This is a genomic window from Pseudomonas sp. GL_139_B (assembly GCF_057834475.1).
Genome location: NZ_CM174403.1, coordinates 3,930,882 through 3,951,116, shown reverse-complemented (window position 1 = coordinate 3,951,116; position 20,235 = coordinate 3,930,882). Strand labels below are relative to the sequence as shown.

Annotated in this window: 19 protein-coding genes; 16 read left to right on the top strand and 3 right to left on the bottom strand. The window is 60.9% G+C overall.

The genetic code is table 11. From position 1 onward, the window contains the following. The first annotated feature begins 1 nt into the window (after position 1). The 12 genes from AC3ISI_RS17885 (at position 2) to AC3ISI_RS17830 (ending at position 11,987) form a co-directional block, all read left to right on the top strand. Entirely contained in the window at positions 2 to 613 is a 612-nt protein-coding gene (locus tag AC3ISI_RS17885) for a phage tail protein I (protein WP_489333135.1), read from the top strand. After that, a complete protein-coding gene (locus tag AC3ISI_RS17880; protein ID WP_489333134.1) occupies positions 606 to 3,167 on the top strand; it encodes a phage tail-collar fiber domain-containing protein in 2,562 nt (853 codons plus the stop codon). The genes AC3ISI_RS17885 and AC3ISI_RS17880 overlap by 8 nt, the downstream gene beginning before the upstream one ends. Then, positions 3,167 to 3,589, top strand: a complete 423-nt coding sequence (locus AC3ISI_RS17875; protein ID WP_489333133.1) for a tail fiber assembly protein — start codon at positions 3,167 to 3,169, stop codon at positions 3,587 to 3,589. Before AC3ISI_RS17880 ends, AC3ISI_RS17875 begins: the two co-directional genes overlap by 1 nt. A 406-nt stretch (positions 3,590 to 3,995) precedes the next feature. Beyond that, on the top strand, positions 3,996 to 5,159 hold the full coding sequence (locus AC3ISI_RS17870) for a phage tail sheath subtilisin-like domain-containing protein (RefSeq protein ID WP_489333132.1): 1,164 nt from the start codon (positions 3,996 to 3,998) through the stop codon (positions 5,157 to 5,159). A gap of 12 nt (positions 5,160 to 5,171) precedes the next feature. Continuing rightward, complete coding sequence (locus tag AC3ISI_RS17865; RefSeq protein ID WP_489333131.1) at positions 5,172 to 5,537, top strand: hypothetical protein; 366 nt, start codon at positions 5,172 to 5,174, stop codon at positions 5,535 to 5,537. Beyond that, the gene (locus tag AC3ISI_RS17860; RefSeq protein ID WP_223512645.1) at positions 5,534 to 6,037 is read left to right on the top strand and encodes a phage major tail tube protein; all 504 of its coding nucleotides are present in this window, start codon (positions 5,534 to 5,536) and stop codon (positions 6,035 to 6,037) included. The genes AC3ISI_RS17865 and AC3ISI_RS17860 overlap by 4 nt, the downstream gene beginning before the upstream one ends. Positions 6,038 to 6,048: 11 nt before the next feature. Then, entirely contained in the window at positions 6,049 to 6,357 is a 309-nt protein-coding gene (locus AC3ISI_RS17855; RefSeq protein WP_489333129.1) for a phage tail assembly protein, read from the top strand. 142 nt (positions 6,358 to 6,499) lie between these two features. Next, positions 6,500 to 8,854 carry a phage tail tape measure protein gene (locus tag AC3ISI_RS17850; protein WP_489333128.1) on the top strand — a complete coding sequence of 785 codons (2,355 nt, stop codon included), beginning with the start codon at positions 6,500 to 6,502 and terminating at the stop codon, positions 8,852 to 8,854. Between the two features lie 9 nt (positions 8,855 to 8,863). Next, positions 8,864 to 9,721, top strand: coding sequence for a phage tail protein (locus AC3ISI_RS17845; RefSeq protein ID WP_489333127.1), 858 nt, complete (start codon positions 8,864 to 8,866; stop codon positions 9,719 to 9,721). Next, positions 9,696 to 9,902, top strand: a complete 207-nt coding sequence (locus AC3ISI_RS17840) for a tail protein X (protein ID WP_489333126.1) — start codon at positions 9,696 to 9,698, stop codon at positions 9,900 to 9,902. Before AC3ISI_RS17845 ends, AC3ISI_RS17840 begins: the two co-directional genes overlap by 26 nt. Positions 9,903 to 9,954: 52 nt before the next feature. Further along, complete coding sequence (locus AC3ISI_RS17835) at positions 9,955 to 10,989, top strand: phage late control D family protein (protein ID WP_489333125.1); 1,035 nt, start codon at positions 9,955 to 9,957, stop codon at positions 10,987 to 10,989. Positions 10,990 to 11,192: 203 nt separating this feature from the next. After that, complete coding sequence (locus tag AC3ISI_RS17830) at positions 11,193 to 11,987, top strand: DNA adenine methylase (RefSeq protein WP_489333124.1); 795 nt, start codon at positions 11,193 to 11,195, stop codon at positions 11,985 to 11,987. A 63-nt stretch (positions 11,988 to 12,050) separates the two neighbouring features. On the opposite strand, the gene AC3ISI_RS17825 is transcribed toward AC3ISI_RS17830, so the two are convergent. Continuing rightward, a complete protein-coding gene (locus tag AC3ISI_RS17825) occupies positions 12,051 to 13,088 on the bottom strand; it encodes an AraC family transcriptional regulator (protein ID WP_489333123.1) in 1,038 nt (345 codons plus the stop codon). Positions 13,089 to 13,255: 167 nt separating this feature from the next. Between AC3ISI_RS17825 and AC3ISI_RS17820 the strand changes: the two genes are divergently transcribed. From AC3ISI_RS17820 to AC3ISI_RS17810, 3 genes are read left to right on the top strand one after another with little or no spacing between them, the layout of a single operon-like run. Further along, entirely contained in the window at positions 13,256 to 14,584 is a 1,329-nt protein-coding gene (locus AC3ISI_RS17820) for an MFS transporter (protein WP_489333122.1), read from the top strand. Next, the gene (locus tag AC3ISI_RS17815; RefSeq protein ID WP_477796457.1) at positions 14,581 to 14,727 is read left to right on the top strand and encodes a hypothetical protein; all 147 of its coding nucleotides are present in this window, start codon (positions 14,581 to 14,583) and stop codon (positions 14,725 to 14,727) included. Before AC3ISI_RS17820 ends, AC3ISI_RS17815 begins: the two co-directional genes overlap by 4 nt. Beyond that, positions 14,724 to 15,734: a YeiH family protein gene (locus AC3ISI_RS17810; RefSeq protein ID WP_489333121.1), complete on the top strand. Its 1,011-nt coding sequence runs from the start codon at positions 14,724 to 14,726 to the stop codon at positions 15,732 to 15,734. Before AC3ISI_RS17815 ends, AC3ISI_RS17810 begins: the two co-directional genes overlap by 4 nt. A gap of 163 nt (positions 15,735 to 15,897) precedes the next feature. Here the strand turns inward: AC3ISI_RS17810 and AC3ISI_RS17805 are convergent, their stop codons facing one another. After that, positions 15,898 to 16,911, bottom strand: a complete 1,014-nt coding sequence (locus tag AC3ISI_RS17805) for an AraC family transcriptional regulator (protein ID WP_489333120.1) — start codon at positions 16,909 to 16,911, stop codon at positions 15,898 to 15,900. A gap of 360 nt (positions 16,912 to 17,271) precedes the next feature. On the opposite strand from AC3ISI_RS17805, the gene AC3ISI_RS17800 reads away from it, so the two are divergent. After that, on the top strand, positions 17,272 to 18,345 hold the full coding sequence (locus AC3ISI_RS17800) for an alpha/beta hydrolase (protein ID WP_489333119.1): 1,074 nt from the start codon (positions 17,272 to 17,274) through the stop codon (positions 18,343 to 18,345). A gap of 106 nt (positions 18,346 to 18,451) precedes the next feature. Here AC3ISI_RS17800 and AC3ISI_RS17795 read toward each other — a convergent pair whose 3' ends face one another. Next, the gene (locus tag AC3ISI_RS17795) at positions 18,452 to 20,101 is read right to left on the bottom strand and encodes a 3-(methylthio)propionyl-CoA ligase (RefSeq protein WP_489333118.1); all 1,650 of its coding nucleotides are present in this window, start codon (positions 20,099 to 20,101) and stop codon (positions 18,452 to 18,454) included. Positions 20,102 to 20,235 lie beyond the last annotated feature (134 nt).

Sequence of the window (20,235 nt, the reverse complement as noted above, 5' to 3'; positions counted from 1 at the left end):
CATGAGTACTCAGTTACCGCTCAACAGCACGCCGCTGGAGCTGGCCGTGGAAGCGGCCAATTACGAAAACACGCTGATCCCGCTGCGCAGTTTGTACAACGCCGACACCTGCCCGGAACACCTGTTGCCGTACCTGGCGTCGGCCTGGTCGGTGGACCGCTGGAACAATAACTGGACCCAGGAAGCCAAGCGCACGGCGATCCGTTCGGCGTACGACGTGCATGCACGCAAAGGCACCATCGGCTCGCTGCGGCGGGTGGTCGAGCCTTTGGGCTATCTGATCGACGTCGTGGAATGGTTCGACACCGTGCCGGAAGGCGCGCCCGGTACCTTCGCTCTGGAGGTGGGCCTGAATGACGCCGGCATCACCGAGGAACTGTACGAGGAACTGGCGTGGCTGATCGACGACGCCCGCCCGGTCAGCCGACACATGACCAACCTGGCGCTCAGTCTGCAGACCGAGGGGGTCCTGGGCATTGCCGTGTGCGTGCAAGAAGGCGAGGAGATCGACGTGTACCCACCGGCCCCGCAAGACATCGACGTGACCGGTTCTTTTGGCCCGGCGCTCTGCGTCGATGAAACCGATACTTTGGACGTTTATCCCTATGATTGATAAGACCAGTCAGTTTTTTGCCATCCTCACAGCGGTCGGTGAAGCCAAGCATGCCAATGCCATCGCCATGGGCCTGGACTGGATGTTCACCGAGATGGGCTTGGGCGATGCCAACGGCACCGACCCGATTCCCGATCGCCTGCAAACCCAGTTGATCAACGAATGGCGCCGGGCGCCGATCAACCAGATCCGCGTCGATCCGGCCAATCCCAACACCGTGATCACCGAGCAGATCATTCCGCCGGAAGTCGGCGGTGAATGGATTCGCGAGATCGGCCTGTACGATGTCGACGGCGACCTGGTGGCGGTGGCCAATTGCGCGCCGAGTTATAAACCGTTGCTCGACCAAGGCAGTGGCAAGACTCAAGTGGTGCGGATGAACTTCATCGTCAGCAGCTCGGCAAACATCGTGCTGAAGATCGACCCGGCGGTGGTCTTGGCCACCCGTGAATACGTCGACACCGCGATCAGCGAAGCGCTGGCCAAGCTCGATCACAAACAGTCAGCGCGGGTGGCGGCCACGGCCGCCATCACCCTGAGCAATGTGCAGACCATCGATGACGTGGCCGTGGTCGTCGGTGACCGCGTGCTGGTGGCCGCACAGGCAGAAGCCCAGGACAACGGCCTGTATGTGGTCAGCGCCGACGGCTGGACGCGGGCCGCTGATGCCGACCACAGCCTGGAAGTGACCCCGGGGTTGTTTATCCACGTCGAGCAGGGCACGACCAACGGCGACAGCCTCTGGCAGTTGGTCACCGACGCGCCGATCACCCTCGACACCACCGGCTTGCAGTTTGAAATGATCGCGGGTGGCAGCGGGGTCGGTGTGGGCACGTTTCGCAGTGTCACCGTCGATGCCCTTGGGCTTGTAATCGCGGGCACCAACCCGACCACCCTGGACGGCTACGGCATCACCGATGCCCTGGCGGCGAACGAAAACCTCGCCGATGTCGAGGATGTGGCTGAGGCTCGCGACAACCTTGGGCTGGGAACCGCCGCGACCTCTGATGTGCAGACCGATCTGGATGACGTTACGGTGAATGCGTTGATGAAGGTGGGGGCCTTCGGGTTGGGCGGTGCGGGCATCAGTCTGGAGGATGGTACTGACCTCGATACCGTTCGCACGGCCGGGTTCTATCGCATCGAAGGCACGCCAACTCATGGTCCGGCAGGGCTCGCCAATTCGGTCATGATCGTCGGTGTCGGTCGGGACGTTCTGTTGCAGCTGATCATTCAGTGCAACTCCGGCGTGATGTTCACCCGTGGCTCCAATGCTTCCGGTTGGTCCGCCTGGAAAACCCAGTGGGACAGTGGCTCACTGGTTAAACAGTCGAGCACCTGGGACGCCACGGCGGGGCGCGTGCTGCTCAACGGTGCATTTGGTGTCGGGGGAGTAGCCCCCAATTTACCAGGCGATGACTTCAACGCCGCGCAGGTTGGTGGCACCTATACCTATACGGCCGACACCCTGAACCGTCCGAACATCTCCGGCAGTGATCATGGGCTGGTGGTCCACGTCGAACGATCGTTTGGCAACCTGGCCTATCAAGAGGCGCGGGTGGCGAACAGCGCGAGCGTCTATCGTTTCCGCACCGGGGACTATGCCACCGGCACCTGGGGCGACTGGCAGAGCCTGTGGGATTCCAGCAATCTGGTTAAACAAACCTCTCTCCAAGATGACACCCCAGGCCGTGTATTGCTCGCGGGGGCATATGGCTGGGGCCAGGGTGGCATCTTTGTTGCGGATGGAACCGACATTGATACCATTGTTAATGCGGGGGTTTACCGGGTAAATACGGGGCCGAATGTTATATCCGCGTATTCAACGTTGTTGGTGATGGAAGGGGCGGATGTCGTCACTCAACTAATGATCGCAAATAACACTGGCACTCTCTATACGCGCGCCCTTATTTCCGGCAATGCGTGGAGCGCATGGGTTACCAGTTGGGATACTGGCAACTTTAATCCTGGGGCGTATCAACCTGCCCTCGGATTTACTCCCGTTCAACAAGGCGGGGGATCGGGTCAGGAAACCAACAAAATCTACATTGGCTATCGATCGGACTCGAGCCAAATAAGAATACAGGTTGATGCGTGGGATCACGGGGCGATATGGACCGAAACCAATTTTAATCCGGCGCATTATCAACCTGCATTAGGTTTTCCTCCCGTGCAACAAGGCGGGGGCGGCGGACAAGGCTCAAACAAGATCTATATTGGCTGGGGCAGTGAGGGTCAATTACGCGCTACAGTGGATTCGACAGATTTAGGTGCAATATGGACCGACTCCGTTGGTACAGATAAAGTGCGCTGGGCTAACGCTAATTTGGGATTAGGCGACGTGGGCACCTATGGGCTGTTTATTGTTGTCGTAAACATAGGCTCTGGCATATTGGGGCCGGGAACTCTAGTAGCGGGCGGCAATATGGGCTATTCAAACGCCGGAGGCGCGAACTTTGGCACCCCTTCGGGCACTTGGATGGTGTTGGGAGGTTCTGCAAATGATTCCACAGGCAATATCTATTCAACAACTGTTTGTAAGAGGGTTGCCTGATGAATTACACCGATGTGTTGACCCCGCAATGGGCTGATGCAGCCCACACAGCCATCAACCTGGTGCTGGTCACCGAAGAGCTGGGCGCTATTCCCTTCACCGCCACACCCGACGACTCGACCAGTTACGGCCCGGAGATCTATGCGGGTGTAGTCGCGGGTGAGTATGGCGAGATCGCTGCGTATGAGCCGCCCTCGGACGCGGCCTTGTTGCCGGCGGCACGGGCTCAGCATCAACGGCTGATGCACGAAGCTGGCCTGGCGGTGGCGCCGCTGCAGGATGCGGTCGATCTGGGCGTGGCCACTGCCGAGCAGGTCGAGGGCTTGAATGCCTGGAAGTTTTACCGCATCGAACTCAGCGAAGTGCCGCAGCAAGCGGGTTGGCCACGGACGATGGAGTGGCCGGTCAAACCGGATCAGTAGCGCAAAAAAAAACCGCTAGGCCTCTGTACGGGGCGCTAGCGGCAAAAATAACAGTGTGATGAGTTACAAGAAACACATGAAGGGGCGCGAGATGCTGCCTGGCTCCCTGACCGTGGCCGGTCTAGCATCCTGCGTATCAAGCAGCACTCTTGTGCCCCGCGCGGAGTCTAGGGGTAGGTGAGACGAGTGGCGACGCGGCAACTGTAATAGCTTGTTTCTGCTTCCTGTAATTGGGTTGGAGTAGGTGCGACCGAACGCATCTTTTCTCTAACTCCACGACACCGTTGCTACGTTGAACCGTTTGCCAGCGCGGCCGCGCTGTCCTGTCTGCACCCCTGACGCATCACACAGAACATTCCCACTGCCTCGCACCTGCGGGGCTTTTTCGTTTCTGGAGTATCACTCTATGAGTTTTTTTCACGGCGTCACCGTGACCCTGGTGGACACCGGGGCACGGCATATCGCCACCCCGTCCGCGTCAATCATCGGCTTGTGCAACACCTTCACCGTGGGGCCGCCGGCCACGGCCGCCGCCAACGAATTGCTGCTGATCACCCGCGAAAGCGAAGCGGTGGCTGCCTGGGGGCCGGACGCCGCGATCACCCAGGACTGCAAGGCTATTTTCAAGCGGGCCAAGGCGGTGATTGTCGCCGTCGGTGTGCCGCTGCTGGACGACCCGGCGGAGCAGCTTTCCGCGATCATCGGCGGGGTTTGGGCCGACGGCACCCGGACCGGCATGCAGGCGTTGCTCAACGGCAAAAGCAAGTTCAACGCCCAACCACGGTTGTTGGTGACTCCGGGGTACTCGTCGACGCTGGCAGTGGCCACCGAACTGGTGGCACTGGGCGACAAGATGCGGGCCATGGCCATCCTCGACGGTCCGAACACCACCGACGAAGCGGCGATCGCCTATGCCGAAAACTTCGGCAGCAAACACGCCTACATGGTCGATCCGGGTGTGCAGTTCTGGGACACCGGGGCCAGTGCCACCGTCAACGCACCGGCTTCAGCCTGGACTGCTGGCTTGTTTGCCTGGACCGATGCCACCTACGGTTTCTGGGCCTCGCCATCGAACAAGGAATTTGTCGGCATCACCGGCACCACGCGCCCGATCGAATTTCTCGACGGCGATCCGTCCTGCCGGGCCAACGTGCTGAACAACGCCAACATCACCACGATCATTCGCGATGACGGCTACCGCTTGTGGGGCAACCGCACGCTGTCCAGCGATGCGAAATGGAAGTTCGTCACCCGCGTGCGCACGCTGGATATCGTCATGGACGCCATCCTGTACGCGCACAAATGGGCCGTCGACCGCTCGATCACCGCGACCTATGTCAAGGACGTGACCGAAGGCCTGCAAGCGTTCATGCGCGACCTGAAGAACCAAGGCGCGATCATCAACTTCGAGGTGTATGCCGACGAAGAGCTGAATACGTCCAGCGAACTCAGCGACGGCAAGGTGTACTGGAACATTCGGTTCACCGACGTACCGCCGGCCGAAAACCCGAACTTCCGCGTGGAGGTGACCGATCAGTGGATCACTGAAGTGCTGGACACCGCCGCCTAAGGAGGCCGCTGCATGATTTTTCCCAAAGTGACCCTCAAGACCGACGATTGCACACATGTGCGCCTGCTGGAAATCGTCAAGGACGCCATCCTCCATGCGCATAAATGCGCCTTCGATTGCGCCACCGACACCTACATCAAGGACGTGACTGCTGGCCTGCAGGCATTCATCCGCGACCTGAAGAGCCAGGTCGCGAGCATCAATGTCGAGGTGTATGCCGACGAAGCGCTGAACACCGCCAGCGCACTTAGTGCCGGCAAGACCTACTGGAGCATTCGTTTCCCTGACCTGCTGCCGACTGAACAATCCATCTGCTGCATGGAGGTGACCACTCAGTGGGTCCCGCAAGTGCTGTCGCCTGAGGAGGCCGCTTTATGATTCCGGAAGTGCTCTACAACACCAACCTGTTCGTCGACGGTATCAGCCTGCAAGGCGATGTACCGAGCCTGACCCTGCCCAAGCTGACCCTCAAAACTGACGAGTACCGCGCGGGCGGCATGGACGCGGCGGTCGAACTCGACATGGGGATGGAAAAGCTGGAGGCCAGCTTCATCACCAACGGCGTGCGTCGCGAGGTGCTGAAGTTCTTCGGCCAGGCCGATCTGACCGGATTCAACGCGTCATTCCGCGGTGCCTTCAAGGGCGAGAAAGGTTCGGTCAAGGCAGTGGTCGCCACCCTGCGTGGCGGGCTCAAGGAAGTCGATCCGGGGGACTGGAAGCCGGGCGAAAAAGGCGAGTTCAAGTACGCCGTCGCGGTGACCTATTACAAGCTGGAAATCGACGGCAGCGTGATGTTTGAAATCGATCCCCTCAACTCGATCCGTGTCATTGACGGCGTCGACCAACTGGCCGCCGTGCGGTCTGCCCTGGGCATGTAAGGAGCATCACCATGAGCAACGCAAAAGACAACGTCCTGCCCAAGTGGCTGCAACTGGGCGATGGCATTGCCAACGTCATGTTATCCAAACCGAGCGAGGCCAACGGCATCAAGGTGGACAAGCTGACCCTGCGTGAGCCGACGGTGCGCGAAATGCGCGCCGCCACCCTGCAGGGCGGTACCAATCAAGAAGAGCAGGAGATGGTCTTGTTCTGCAGCCTGGCGAGCATCGGCCGTGGCGATCTGGAGGGGCTGCTGATGCGTGATTACCGTCGTCTGCAGACCGCTTATTTTCGTCTGGGAGCAGACGACGGGGTTTAACCCCCGACTGCAAAAGGCCCTGGCCAAACGCTTGGCCGTCGAGCTGAATTTTTCGGCGGCCGAGATTCAGGGGCTGTCGTTTTCCGAGATGGTCTGGTGGCTCACGGACTGAGCCTAATCCCCGCTCCCACAGGTAACCTCCATGGCGAACAAACTCTCGCTCGGTCTGGTGATTGGCGGCGCCGTCGATTCTTCACTCGGCGCCGCCTTCAAGAACGTCAGCGGCGAAATGAAAAAGCTCGAGGCGCAAACCACCCGCGCCAAGGGCTTGCAGAAAGTCATCGGCGAGACCATGCGTCTGCGCGATGAATGGAAAAAAGCCCATGACAGTGGGGCGGCCAATGCCGACGCCTTGCTCAGAAAGCTGGAGACCAACACCAGCAGCCTACGCAAGCAGGGTGTTGAAGTCGGGCGCTTGCGTCAGGAGTACCTGGCGCTGGGCAAGGTGGTGCGCAGTGCCGAGTTCAAGGCCAAAGGCATGGGCCAAGTGCAGGAGGGGCAGGAAAGCCTGCGCAGTGGATTCGGCACCGCGGTGGCCGGTACCACGCTGGCCGCCGTGCCAACCAAAATTAGTGCTGACTTCCAGGCGATCATTCGCGACATTGCGATCAAGTCCGGTACCGCCAATACCCAGCAGGAAGTGAACACCGCCCGGGACATCGTTCAGACCTCAAAGGACACCGGCATGGCCAACACCCAAGTGGCCGAGCTGGTGAACCAGCTGGTCGGTGGCGGCATGGAGCTGACCGAAGCGCTGAAATATGCCCCGGTGGCTGCCAAGTTTGCGGTCGGGCAGGGGGCGTCGGGCGCGGATACGGCGAAGATGATTCTGGCGATGCAGAACAACGCCAAGATCACCGACCCGCAGAAAATGGAACAGGCCTTGGCGTCGGTCGCCTTGCTGGGCCAGCAAGGCAGTTTCGAGGCGGCCGACATGGCCAAGTGGTTTCCGGAGCTGTTGGCGCAGATGGCCAGCACTGGCATCACCGGGCAGGAGGCGGTCACACAACTGGGGGCGATGCTGCAGGTGCAGATCAAGAGCGCCGGGAGTGCGGATGAAGCGGCGAACAACCTGAAAAACTGGGTCGCGAAAATCGGTTCGGAGGAAACGGTCAAAGGTTACGCCGATGCCGGGATTGATTATCAGGGCTCGATGAACGCCGCCATTGGCAAGGGCTTGTCGACCTTCGAGGCCAGCTTCGAACTGGCGCGCCGGTATGTGGAAAAGACCGATCCGAAAAAGGCCAAGCAGCTGAATCAGGGGCTGACCCAGATCAGCCAGGAGACGGACCCGGCCAAGGCGCAAGCGATGGCCGATGCCTTGGCCGCCACGTTGCGTACCGGCGATCTGTTTGCCGACATGCAGGTCAAGACGGCCCTGATGGCGTACACCCAGAACAAAAAATTCTACGCGGACCTAAAAAAAGGCGCCTCGGACCCCAACGGCCCGCGCAAGGACATTCTCGACAAAAACCTGAACGAACGTCGCGAGAGCTCGTCGCAACGTTGGGCCGAAACCGGTCAGGCGTTCAACGATTCGCTGCGTGCCATCGGTGATGCCCTGCGTCCGGCGACGGATGCGCTGGCCACCGGCATCGGCGCGGCTTCTCGTGGCTTGACCGCCTTGTCCGAGGAAACGCCCAAGGCGGTGCTGGGCCTGGCGGCACTCACTGCCGGAGCGCTTGTCCTGGGCAAAGCCTGGGCCGCGCTGAAGATCGGTCGGGGGCTGGCCAACATCGCGCGCGGTTCGGCCGGCGACCGGTCCAACATCGTCCAGCGGGTTTTCGTGACCAACGCGAATGACGGCGATGACGACGGGCTGGATCTCGGCAACGAAGGGAAGGGCGGAAAGGGCGGAAAGGGCAAAGGCCCTGCAAGTCGGCCGTCCCGTGGCGTGAAAGCGGGCGGGGTGGTGGCGGTGGCCGATGCCGGCTTCCAGGTGGTGGACACTTACCTCAACGCCACCACCCGCGATGAAAAGGCCGAAGGTTACGGCGGGGCGGCGGGTAGCCTGGCCGGTGGCTTGGCGGGTGCAGCGGCCGGCGCGGCCATCGGTTCGGTCTTCCCGCTGATTGGGACCGCGATTGGCGGAGTGATCGGCGGCATGCTCGGCGCGTGGGGCGGCGGTGACGTGGGCGCGACCATGGGCAAGGCCTTGTTTGGCGGGCCGGACACGCCTGCCAAAGCGCCGATCGGCATCTTGCCCATGCCCGCCGGCCAGGGCGTTGGCGCAGTCGTACGCTCGATGGAAAACGCCCCCGTCGCGCCGGTGACGGCAGCGGCGTTGATGGCGACCACGGCGCCAAAGACGCCCGAATGGCCGAAGGTCGATCAGCAATTCACCTTCGCCCCGGCCCCGGTCATTACCGTGCAAGGCGATGTGAAAGACCCGGCGCAGTTGGCCCAAGCGTTGATGCCGTACCTGAGCCGTCAGTTCGAGGACTTTGCCCGGGAGGCGCGTGCCCGCCAGTTGTTTGATGCGCCCCACGTGGGCTAAGGAAATGCTATGACGGATGAAAAGACCTACCTGCAACACTTGCAGGGTGGCCTCAAGGACATGGTCGATGCCGGCGAGGCCGGACGCACTGACCTGGAGTCGATGACCGGGCCCATGAATGGCGCGCTCAATGAAATCAGCGGGGCGGCCGATGCGCTGGAAGGCTTGCCGTTTATCAGCGAGGACCTCAGCGACAAGACCCGGCGTCTGCAAAGTGCAATCAACTCGGCGCAGGCGAAGATCGGCAAGGTCGCCAGTTTTTATAACCAGACCCAGCGTGCGCTCGCGCAGTTTGAGGAGCACTTTTCCGCGCTGACTGAGCAGATTGGCCGCTTTGGCGCGGCGTTCAACAAGGTCGCCGGCAAAGCCAATGCCGTGCTGGGCAACATCTTCCCCACCGAATGGTTTGCCGGCGACATGACGCCAATATCCGACGCGGTGAAGCCGTTCCCGCACCTGCTGATTATCTATCCGCTCAAGGCCAATGAGCGGCCGTATTACTTCAACCTGGACACCGCCGCCTTCGATGAACTGCGGCGCCAGACCACGTTTCGCTGGGCCGCGCAGGAACGTCTGACCCGGCGTCCGGCGCAACAGGCTGTGGGCCTGGGTGAGGAGAAAATCACGATCAAGGGCGCGATCTACCCAAGCTACAAAGGCGGCTTGAAGCAACTGGATACGCTGCGCAGCATCGGTTCAAAGTTGCTACCGCTGAACCTGACCACGGGTTATGGCGAGGTATTGGGCAACTGGTGTTTGACCACTATTGACGAAGAGCAAAGCGCCTTGCTGCCTGGCGCCATTCCGCGCAAGCAAGGCTTTTCATTGGAGTTTGTCCGTTATGGCGATGACTTGCAGAACAGCTGACGGGGATCTGCTCGACACCCTGTGCCACCAGTATTACGGCCACCTGAACCGCAGCGTCGAGGCGGTGCTGGCGGCCAATCAGGGCCTGGCCGATGAGCCGCAACCGTTCCGGGTCGGCGTGCTGATCACGCTGCCAGACCTGGTGGTGGAGACGGACAGCGTCATTTCGTTGTGGGATTGATCCCGTTACCCAGCCCGCCGCGTGCGGGCTTTTTCCTGTCTGGGATACCGCTATGCAACCGCTTTTTCGTATCGTCGCCGACGGCGCCGACATCACCACCTTGATCAATGACCGGCTGGTCTCGCTGCAGCTGTCCGACCGGCCCGGCATGGCTTCTGACTCGTTTGAATTGCGCATCGATGACCGCGATGGGGCGGTGTCGCTGCCCATCCGTGGCGCAAGCATCGAGATCTACCTGGGGTATGCCGGCGCCGACTTGACCCGCATGGGCCGCTACACCGTGGATGAGGTGGCGGTCTCCGGTCCGCCGGACACGCTGGTGATCAGCGGCAAGGCCAGCGACATGCGCGGCAGCGGTAAAACCACGCGCAGCGGCAGTTGGGAGGACGTCAGCTTGGCGCAGATCGTTGGCGACGTGGCCGTACGCAACGGGTGGCAGCCGTCGTGCCCGGTCGACACCCGGGTGCCGCGCATGGATCAGCTCAATGAGTCGGACTTCAACTTCATCACCCGTCTGGCCAAAAAACACGACTGCACCGCCAAGGTGGCCGACGGCAAGCTGCTGGTCCTGCCGCGCCAAGGCGGTCAGAGTGCGAGTGGCAAGGCCTTGGGTGTGATCACCTTGCAACGCAATGACGTGACCCGCTGGCAGTTTCGCTTGAGCGACCGCAGCGCCCATCAAGGGGTCAGCACCCAGTACCAGGACCCGGTCAGCGGAGAATTGTTGGTCTCGCACCTGGACAATCCCAACGTGCCCGAGGGCCTGCCGCCGGTGCACACCGATCGCCATCTCTACCCGGATAAAAGCTCTGCTGACGAAGCGGCCAAGGCGCGCCTGGCCGCGTTCAACCGATCCACCGCCTCGGTGCGCCTCGACCTGCCGGGCCGGACCGACCTGTTTGCCGAAATCATGATCAAGGCGCAAGGCTTCAAACGCGGGCTGGATGGCGAGTACCTGGTGGAGTCGGTCGATCACACCTTCACCCCGTCCGGATGGACGGTGTCGGTAGAGTGCAATGGTGGCAAGGAGGGCAAGGCCAAGGCCTCCGGCAAGCCGCAGAAAGTCGTGCTTGAAGTGCCGGATTGATTGCCTGGGGCGCGAGAGTCGTGCCCGGGCAAAGAAGTTTGAGTCTCAAAGTAAAAGGAGCGGCCAGTCTGGATGCGTCAACATCCCGCCTGGCCACCGTCCCCGCAGATTGTCCCTGCAAGTCCCGCCAAGGCTCCTGCTCTGTGCACAAAGCGGAGCGAGCCTAGCACCTGTTTATTTATACAGTAAAGGTCTTGCTATCCATGTCTACCCCTATCATCCCTTGGATGGGCGGCAAACGCCGTCTGGCCGATCGCCTTATCCCGCTGTTTCCACCGCATGAATGCTACGTCGAAGTTTTTGCCGGCGGTGCCGCGCTGTACTTCATGCGACCGCAGGCGGCGCCTGTTGAAGTGCTCAACGACATCAACGGCGACCTGGTCACGCTGTACCGCGTGGTGCAGAACCACCTCGAAGAGTTTGTGCGCCAGTTCAAATGGGCGCTGAGCTCGCGACAGGTATTCGAGTGGCAGAAAATGACCCGCCCGGAAACCCTCACGGACATCCAGCGCGCTGCCCGATTTTTCTACCTGCAGCACCATGCTTTTGCCGGCAAGGTCACCGGGCAGACCTTCGGTACCGCCACCACTGGCCCGGCCATCAACCTGCTGCGCATCGAGGAAAATCTCTCGGCGGCCTGGCAGCGCCTATCGGGCACCTACGTGGAAAATTTGCCCTGGCTCGACTGCGCCGAACGCTACGACCGTGCCCATACGTTCCACTACATGGACCCGCCGTATTGGCAGACCGCCGGGTATGGGGTGGATTTTCCGTTTGAGAATTACGAGCGTATGGCCGACTTCATGCGCCGCTGCAAGGGCAGGGTGATGGTCAGCATCAACGACCACCCCGACATCCGCCGGGTGTTCGAGGGCTTTCACTTTGAGACGCTGGATATTCGTTACACCACGACCAATCAGCGCCAGGGCAAGGCCGAGGTCAGCGGTGAGTTGGTGATCATGAACTGGGAACCTGCGGCGTTAGGAGGGCTGTTTTAAGGTGTTTGGTTGTAGTCCTGACTGAAGCGGACAGGTCCCTGACTATGGTAATTATTTTTCTGTTTATTGAAGCGAAAGGGGCACGGGTTTCGCCTTGCTCTCTCGGTAGGACGCGGCCCAATCCGAGGGGGTCTTACCAAACTGGATGCGGAACCAGCGGGAAAAGTCACCGGCAGAGGAAAAGCCGAGCAGTTCGGCGACCTCATACAATCGGCGTTTGCTGTTGGCCAGGTATTCTTCGGCGAGTTCAGCACGCACGGCATTGATGACCGTTGTGACACTCTGCCCCTCGACCGCCAAGTGTCGGTTCAGCGTGCGTCGATGCACGCCCAAATGTCGGGCAACCTCATCAACAGAACACAGTCCACTCGGCAGCAGCATCCTGACGATCTGGCGTACCCGCTGTGCCGGCTCATCGCGCAGATTAGCCAGTTGCATGTCCAGCGCTCGTTTTACTTCGCGATGCAGCGTGGGGTCCGCCGTAGGAATTGGTATGTCCAGATCGCGCGCGCGGCAAACGATGGCATTGAACTCCTGGGAAAACTCGACAGCTGTTCCTAACACACGGTGATGGACTTCCAGGCTGGCAGGGCTTTGGTGAGTAAAGCTGACCCTTACCGGCCGGAAGGTATTACCGCTCAGAATGCTCAATGTGCGCAAAATAATACCGGTCGCCTGTTCAATCGCCTGGCGCCAGACGCCGTGATGGCCCTGCATGTTCACGCCCAGATGCAGCAGGACCAGATCCCCGACATCCTCCAGCCGCAGCTCCACGCCAGCGTTATGCAGCCGGGCGTAGCGAGTGCAAGACAACAAGGCTACTCGTAGTGTGGGTTCTTCGCGGATAAGTACCGCGACCATGCCAAAGTTGGATAGGCGTCTCGACTCGGCAAGCAACAAGCCAAAGGCTTCTTGGCCGGACAGGCGCGCTGACTCCTCCAGCAGCCCTCCAACCGAGTCGCTGCTGATCATGATATTTGGATCGGCAAGGATACTTACCGGTAGCTTTGCTAGTCGCAACATATGAAATGGATCCAGCCCCACGGAGCGGGCCACTGGCTCATAGTTGGTGAGACTGGCACTTCGCGTCAGGGTATACATACTTTCCCTCGTGTCCCAAATTCGCAAGATTGTGTCCTGCGGAGCTTAGTGCAGGATGCCCCGTCAGAGCTACCTTCAGATCACTGAAAATAGTGGAGATAGATAAGGCGCTGACGCCGTATTGGCCACCCGCTAGATAACAACAATAAAACCTATGAGGAGGCTGCATGGCCTTTCACCCAATTACCGCGGACGATGACGACTGCGGTTGTGTCAACGTTGCGCGAAAATATGCCTGGGTTGTCTTCGCTCTGACCTTCGGTCTGCTGATTTCCGATTACATGTCGCGCCAGGTGCTCAACGCGGTGTTCCCGTTGCTCAAGAGCGAGTGGGCACTGAGTGACGGCCTGCTCGGCCTGCTCAGTGGCATCGTCGCCCTGATGGTCGGCCTGCTGACATTCCCGCTGTCGTTGATGGCCGACCGCTTCGGCCGGGTCAAGAGCCTGGCGCTGATGGCGCTATTGTGGAGCCTGGCCACGCTGGGCTGCGCCCTGGCGCAGGACTACCAGCAGATGTTCATCGCGCGCTTCATGGTCGGCGTCGGCGAAGCCGCCTATGGCAGCGTGGGCATCGCGGTGGTGATTTCGGTGTTCCCCAAACATATGCGCGCCACCCTGACCAGCGCGTTCATGGCCGGCGGTTTGTTCGGCGCTGTGCTGGGCATGGCCTTGGGCGGCGCCATTGCGGCGAAACTGGGCTGGCGCTGGTCGTTCGCCGGCATGGCTCTGTTCGGCCTGTGCCTGGCGGTGCTGTACCCGATCATCGTCAAGGAAGCGCGCATTGCGCCGCAACGGGCGGCGCAGGCCCTGAACAAGGTGGCGCAGGCCCCGCGCCCGTTGCGCACCCTGTGGTCCAGCCGTTCGGTGGTGGCGACCTATGTCGGCAGTGGTTTGCAGTTGTTCGTCGGCGGCACGGTCATGGTGTGGATTCCCAGCTACCTCAACCGCTACTACGACATGCCGACGGACAAGGCCGGCGGCATTGCGGCGCTCATCGTGCTATGCAGCGGTGTGGGGATGATTCTGTGCGGCATGCTCAGCGATCGTCTGTGTCGTCATTCGCCGGAACGCAAGGTCAGCCTGGCCATCGCCTTCTGCCTGGGCAGTTGCCTGCTGTTGTCGGCGGCGTTCGCACTGCAGGCGGGGCCTGTGCAATTGCTGTTGATCTGCCTGGGCATGTTGATTGCCACAGGTACCACCGGCCCTAGCGGGGCGATGGTCGCCAACCTGACCCATTACTCGGTGCACGGCACGGCGTTTGCCACGCTGACTCTGGCCAACAACCTGCTGGGCCTGGCCCCGGGGCCGTTCATTACCGGTCGGGTGTCCGACCTGATCGGCCTGCATGCGGCGTTTCAACTGGTACCCCTGGTCAGCCTCGCTGCAGCGGCGGTGTTCTTTTATGCCAAGTTTCATTACCACAAAGATATTGCCCGTTTAACGGGAGAGAGCGTCGCGGCCCCCATCAGTGGCGTCGCGTTGGAGGTGAAGTTGTGAGTTGTCGTTTAAGTATTGATGTGTTTTTCGATTGCCCCTGCTACCTGACCGGTAAACGTCAGCTGGCGCAAGGTGCGCAACGTCCTGAAGCGCTGCCGGGCCGCATGCGCGAGACGCTGATTGGCGAGGAGTGCGTGCCATGAGCGCCATTGCCCTGACCCGAGTCCATACCCGCACGCGCGAATTGGCACCGGGCTTTATCGTCAGCCTGATCGTGGCGGCTGCCGCTTCGTTTTTGTCCGAGCACTACGGCGCTCCGGTCATGCTGTTCGCCTTGCTGCTGGGCATGGCGCTGAACTTTCTTGCGGACGAGGGCCCGTGCAAGGCCGGTGTCGAGTTCACTGCTCGTACGGTTCTGCGCATTGGCGTGGCGTTACTGGGCATGCGTATCACCCTGGAACAAATGGCAGCTTTGGGCTGGAAGCCGATGGCGCTGGTGGTGATCCTGGTGGTGGTGACTATCGGCGTCTCGGTGATCGCCGCCAGGCTGCTCGGCTTCTCGCGCCTGTTCGGCATGCTCACCGGTGGCGCCACCGCCATCTGTGGCGCATCGGCCGCCTTGGCGCTGGCCGCGGCATTGCCTAACCACCCGCAGAAAGAGCGCGCGACCCTATTCACGGTGATCGGCGTGTCGGCCCTGTCGACTCTGGCGATGATTGTCTATCCAATGATTGCCAACTGGTTATCACTGTCGCCACAAGTCGCCGGGGTGTTCCTCGGCGCGACCATCCACGATGTCGCCCAAGTCGTGGGCGCCGGCTACGGCATGTCGACCGAGACCGGCGATACCGCCACTGTGGTCAAGTTGATGCGGGTCGCCATGCTGCTGCCGGTGATCGTCGCTGCGGCCATGATTACCCGCATGCAAGGTGCCGACCCGACAGGCAAACGCCCACCGCTGCTGCCATGGTTCGCCGTGGGATTTCTGCTTCTGGCCTGCATCAACAGCACCGGCTGGATCGCGCCGGCGGTGCAAGGTGGGGTCAATGAACTGTCGCGCTGGTGCCTGGTGATTTCCATCAGCGCCCTGGGCATGAAAACCCGGCTCAAGGAACTGGCGGCGGTGGGGATCAAACCGATCCTGCTGATGGTCGGGGAGACGGTGTTTCTCGTGGTGCTGGTGCTTCTGTTACTGCATTGGGGCGTCTGAAAACCGGCGTCACACAGGTTTATGGCAGGGCTTCACTGGGCTGGCTCCTCGTTACAGTGAAGCTCACCACCGGTGTCACAAGCACCGGCTTTCACGGCGACTGTACCAGCAGTCGCCGTTTTTTTTTCGTGTGGGTTGAAGGGGTTGGGGACAGCGCTCGCTGTCAAGAAGCTAGCGCTTGTTTCTGCGCGCGACGCCACGCCGCTGGCGGCATGCCGAACTGATTGATGAACCAGCGGGTGAAGGAGCTGGCCATGGAGAAGCCGAACATGTCGGCGATGCTGCTCAACGAGTGGTTCGGGTTCTCCAGATAACGCAACGCCAGGTCGCGGCGCACCTCGTTGATCAGGTCGTTGAAGGCACAACCGTCGTCTTGCAGGCGGCGTTGAAAGGTGCGCACGTTCATGCCCTGTGACAGCGCGATCTGCTCGATCGTGGCGCGTCCCATGGGCAACAGCAGGTAGATCGCCTTGCGCGCTTCGAACAGCAAAGAGGTACTTACATCACCTGACAGCAAATCGATGTAGTCCTGGGCATAACACGCCATGGCCGGGTCGGCATTGGCGTTGACCATGTCCAGGCTGGCATCGGAGCAGACGATGCCGTTGAACTCGCTGCCAAACTCCAGGTTGCAGCCGAACATACGCCGATGAGTTTGCAGGTCGTCGGGTGGCTGATGTATGAAGTTGACGCTGTACGGGCGCCACTGCGCGCCGAGCAGCGTCGAGCACAGGCCGAACAGCACGCCGATGACCAGCTCCGAGGCCTGACGACCGGGCAACAGCGACTCAGTGACCATCTCGGCGCGAATGATCACCATCCTGCCGGCTTCTTCAACGAAGATCGCCAGGGAGTCGTTCATCAGATGACGGTAGCGCTCCATAACCTGCAAAGCGCCACGCAGGGTGCGTTGCTGGCTGAGCAGTAGGCTGACCACGCCGAAATCCGAAAGCTGGCGCGACTCGGCCATACGCAGGCCGAGGGTCTGGCAACCGCTGGCGACGGAAGAGTCTTCCAGCAGGCGCACGGCGGTATCGATGGGTATACGGTTTTCCGGGACTTGCAACTGAGCCTGGCTCAGGCCGACGACGGTCATGACGTCGCGCGGGTTGAATCCCAGGTCTTGGGTGACTTCCAGGTATTTGGTCAAAACGGCGGCGCGAACAAGCTTGGGCATGTACAGGATCTCCTTCGGCCGATGGCGGCGTTGCTTTTTTCATCGAAGGTGTATTGCGCGGGAAGAGGGCGCTGGTGGACGTACTGACAGCGCCAGCGACCTTCAACCCTGCTCTGGCGTAATGCAGAGCAGGTAGCGCGGTCCCATTTTAGGTAACGCGAGTCCCGCGCCATGGGCATAGTGGGATAATTTCTTAGCATATTGGGACGCGGCGGGCGGGTAGGGAATGACGGCGGCATTCGCTGCGCTACCGGCGTTTGCCCTGTCCCAATTTCACAAGATTGTGTCCTGCTAAGCTCAGTGCAGGGCACCCTCTCAGAGCTACCTTCAGGCCCACAACTAATAAGATGGAGGTAGATAATGGATACGCGCACTTCAATGCGTATCGGTCAGCCGCTCACTGCAATGGCGCAGGTGGATGCCGACGATCCTGATGCATTCAACCACTGCTTTGCCGACGTCAACGGCATCCGCATGCACTACATCGACGAGGGCCAGGGGCCGCTCGTCATCCTGCTGCACGGCTTCCCCTACCTCTGGTACATGTGGCGGCGCCAGATCGTGGCATTGGCCGAGGCCGGCTATCGGGTTGTGGTGCCCGATCAACGCGGGTTCGGGCAATCGGACCGCCCCGACGCCATCGAAGCCTATGACATGAGCCAGTCCGTCGGCGACATGGTGGGTTTGATGGCGGCCCTGGGCGAAACCTCTGCGGTGATCATCGGCCACGACCTGGGCGCCTGGGTGGCTCAGGCGGCCGCCATGTTGCGCCCGGATCTGTTCAGTGGCCTGGTGATGCTCAATACCCCGGTACCGCCGCGGGGCAAGGTCAAGCCAACCGTGGGCTTGCAGGCCATGGCGAAAGGCCGGGTCTACCACCACCTGTATTTCCAGCAGCTCGACAAGCCGGATCGCGAGCTGGCCGCTGATCCGCGCAAGACCTTGAGCAGCGTCTTCTACTCGATCTCCGGCAGCGCCGTGGGAGCCGAACGCTGGCGTCTGTTTGTCGAGGCCGGTGAGCCGATTCTCAACGCCTTTACCGAGCCGAAGGGCGCGTTCCCGTCCTGGCTGAGCCCGCAGTCGCTCGACTACTACGTCGCCGAGTACACGCGCACGGGGTTTACCGGTGCCCTGAACTACTACCGCTGTCGCGACCGCAACTGGGAAATCACCGCGTATCTAGACGGCGCGAAGGTCAGCCAACCAAGCCTGTTCATCGGTGGTGCTGCCGACCCTTCCATGGAGCCGGTGGAAATCCGCAGCCTCTACGACCAGATGGACGCCTACCTGCCCGCTCTGCGCAAAAAGGTGCTGCTACCCGGTGTAGGCCATAGCGCCGCAGAGGAAAGCCCGGCTCAGGTCAACGAATTGCTGCTGGAGTTTCTCGAGCAGTTGATGTCTGGCGACCCGGCCTCTGAGCCAGCGGCTGGCTAAACCCCTTGATAGCGGTAATGCAAAGGCAGGGCGAACGCTACCGGCATCTGCCGTAACGTCCGCCCTGCCTTTGCACATGGACAGGGCTGGATTTTTTCCTTGTTACTCAGCTGGCAGCCTTGACCAGCAGATGATCGCCGAACTGCTCGCGCAGGCGGTTCTTTAACACCTTGCCCGTAGCACCCAGTGGAATCGTGTCGACGAAGACCACATCATCCGGCGTCCACCACTTGGCAATCTTGCCGTCATAAAAGGCCAGCAGATCTTCCCGGGTCAGGGCTGCCTGCGCTTTCCTGACGATGATCAGCAAGGGCCGTTCATCCCACTTCGCGTGTTTCGCGGCGATGCAGGCCGCCTGGGCGACTGAGGGATGGCTCAGAGCAATGTTCTCCAGATCGATCGAGCCGATCCACTCGCCACCCGACTTGATCACATCCTTGCTGCGATCGGTGATCTGCATGAAGCCATCGCCATCGATGGTCGCCACATCGCCGGTGGGGAACCAGGTCTGGCCGGCGTGTTCGAGCAGCGGTGAACAGTCGCTTTCATTTCTGAAATAGTCGCGTACCACCCAGGGGCCACGCACCATCAGGTCACCCGAGGTCGCGCCGTCCCAAGGCAGCTCCAGGCCGTCCGCGTCAACGATCTTCATGTCGACGCCAAACACCGCCCGGCCTTGCTTGGATTGCACGGCATAACGCTCTGCCGGAGACATTTCGAGGTGCCTGGCCTTCAGGGCGCCGACGGTTCCGATAGGGCTCAGCTCCGTCATCCCCCAGACGTGCAATACCGCAACGCCGTAGGTTTGCTGAAAGGTGTGCAGCATGGACGGGGGGCAGGTCGCGCCACCAATGATGCTGCGTTTCATGCTGGAGAATTGCCGGCCGGTTTTTTCCAGATGACCAAGCAGGCCTTGCCACACGGTAGGGACACCCGCGGACAGTGTCACCTGCTCGGCTTCGAGCAGTTCGAACAGCGATGCTCCATCCAGGGCCGGTCCGGGAAATACAAGTTTTGCCCCGACCATGCACGCGATGTAGGGAAGTCCCCAGGCGTTGATATGGAACATCGGCACAACGGGCAGGATCACGTCGTGCGCCGAACAATTCAGGGCGTCAGGGAGCGCGGCGGCATAGGTGTGCAGCACCGACGAGCGATGACTGTACAAAACCCCTTTCGGGTGGCCCGTCGTGCCGGAGGTGTAGCAGAGCGTACTGGCGGCATCCTCGTCGAAAACCGGCCAGGCGTAGTCAGGGGATCCCTGTTGAAGGAGGTCTTCATAGCACAGCAAGTTGTCGATGCCGGCATCCTTGGGCATGTGGACGTGATCGGTCATGGCGATGAACGCCTTGACCCCATTGCAGCGCCCGGCGATGGCCTTGATCAGTGGCAAGAAGGTCAAGTCGAAGAAGATGTACTGGTCTTCGGCGTGATTGGCGATGTAGGCGACCTGGTCTTCATGCAGGCGAGGGTTGATGGTATGCACAATGGCACCCATGCCGGCAACGCCGTAGTACAACTCCAGGTGCCGATAGCCATTCCATGCCAGCGTGCCGATCCGCTCGGAAGGCTTGACGCCCAGGCGGGTGAGTGCGCTGGCCAACTGGCGCGCGCGATGGTGGCAGTCTCGGAAGGTGTAGCGATGGATATCGCCCTCCACCCGACGGGATACGATCTGCGTATCACCGTGATGGCGGTCGGCATGTTCAATGAGTGAGGAAATCAACAGCTGCTTGTGCATCATCAGGCCATGCATGGCATCGCTCCGTTCGCTTGTCTGTGATCGGGGGAGCGAGCAGGCGGCCAGGCCCGGGTCAGATTCCGCGTCAAGACCGCGAACCGCAACAGCCTGTTTCCCTCCCCTGGATTTTTGCGATCAGGTTTATTTTC